1 protein-coding gene is annotated in these 982 nt (G+C 33.7%); it reads right to left on the reverse strand.

The features are described from left to right. Positions 1-313, reverse strand: a 313-nt coding sequence (locus N477_RS22370; protein WP_155732002.1) for a hypothetical protein, incomplete at its 3' end; no start/stop codon positions are given. Positions 314-982: the final 669 nt, after the last annotated feature.

Consider the following 982-nt stretch of genomic DNA (forward strand, 5'->3'; position numbering starts at 1 on the left):
TTTCATTCGCTATATATGTAACATTCGGGTAACTTCCGACAATCCTTCCTGATTGAGCGTTTGATGTTATTTGTAAAGTAACTTCTTCCGTATCACCCGATGGTAACTCACTGGTTAAATCAATCTTTAGCTCAGAATCTTCCTCAAGTGTAAGAGACTGATCCTTTAACACAATTTCAGTAAGCTCAACATCAGTCTGCTCAACATCAGTCTGCTCAACAGGAGCTTCTTCTATTTTTGAAGAGTCACTACTACAACCTGCACCGCCAAGCAACGCGACTAATAACAACGAGGCGCGATTATTTAACTTCATCCATTTCTCCTACTACTTTGGTTTCCGATATTATTAATATTTAAAATCATGGGGCTTATTCTAACAATTAGATTTATTTAATAAAGAGTGTTTTTTATTATATAACTAATATTCTTTTTCACATTAAAAGAACTCAACAAAAAGAATTGGGTAGGTTGTATGTTAACATTCAAAGGTACGAGGGATTAATAATAAATGTAAATACCATCTTGATTTAAAGTAAATAAACAACCATAAACTACTCGTCTTATAAAAAGCTCGTTTTTTACAAATTTGTAATCAGTTGGTTTTTTTTATTAAATCGTTTAAATTTAGAGATCTAAAAAGTAACAAATTAACATTCATTAACGGGGAAAGAACATGAAATTATACCTGATTTCGGTAATTAGTACTTTACATGCTTTCTTTGGATGTCTAGGCACACCTTTCTTAACTTGTTTCCGCTTTTAACTGATAAAAGACGATATGTCTAAGTCCTGCGAATACTGATGCTGCTCTTTTACGCCTAGTACGGCAATCATCTTTTTTAAAACCAACCTTTAAGCGCCAGTGTAATCCACTTTCAATCTACCTGTGTTGTCGATTTGATGAACTTATGGGCCTTGTTGATCAAATAGGCCTTTACTGACAGCCTTGTTATTTTTACCTATATTCAGGCATACCTAGCCT

Source organism: Pseudoalteromonas luteoviolacea H33-S, from assembly GCF_001625695.1.
GTDB classification, from domain to species: Bacteria; Pseudomonadota; Gammaproteobacteria; order Enterobacterales; family Alteromonadaceae; genus Pseudoalteromonas; species Pseudoalteromonas luteoviolacea_B.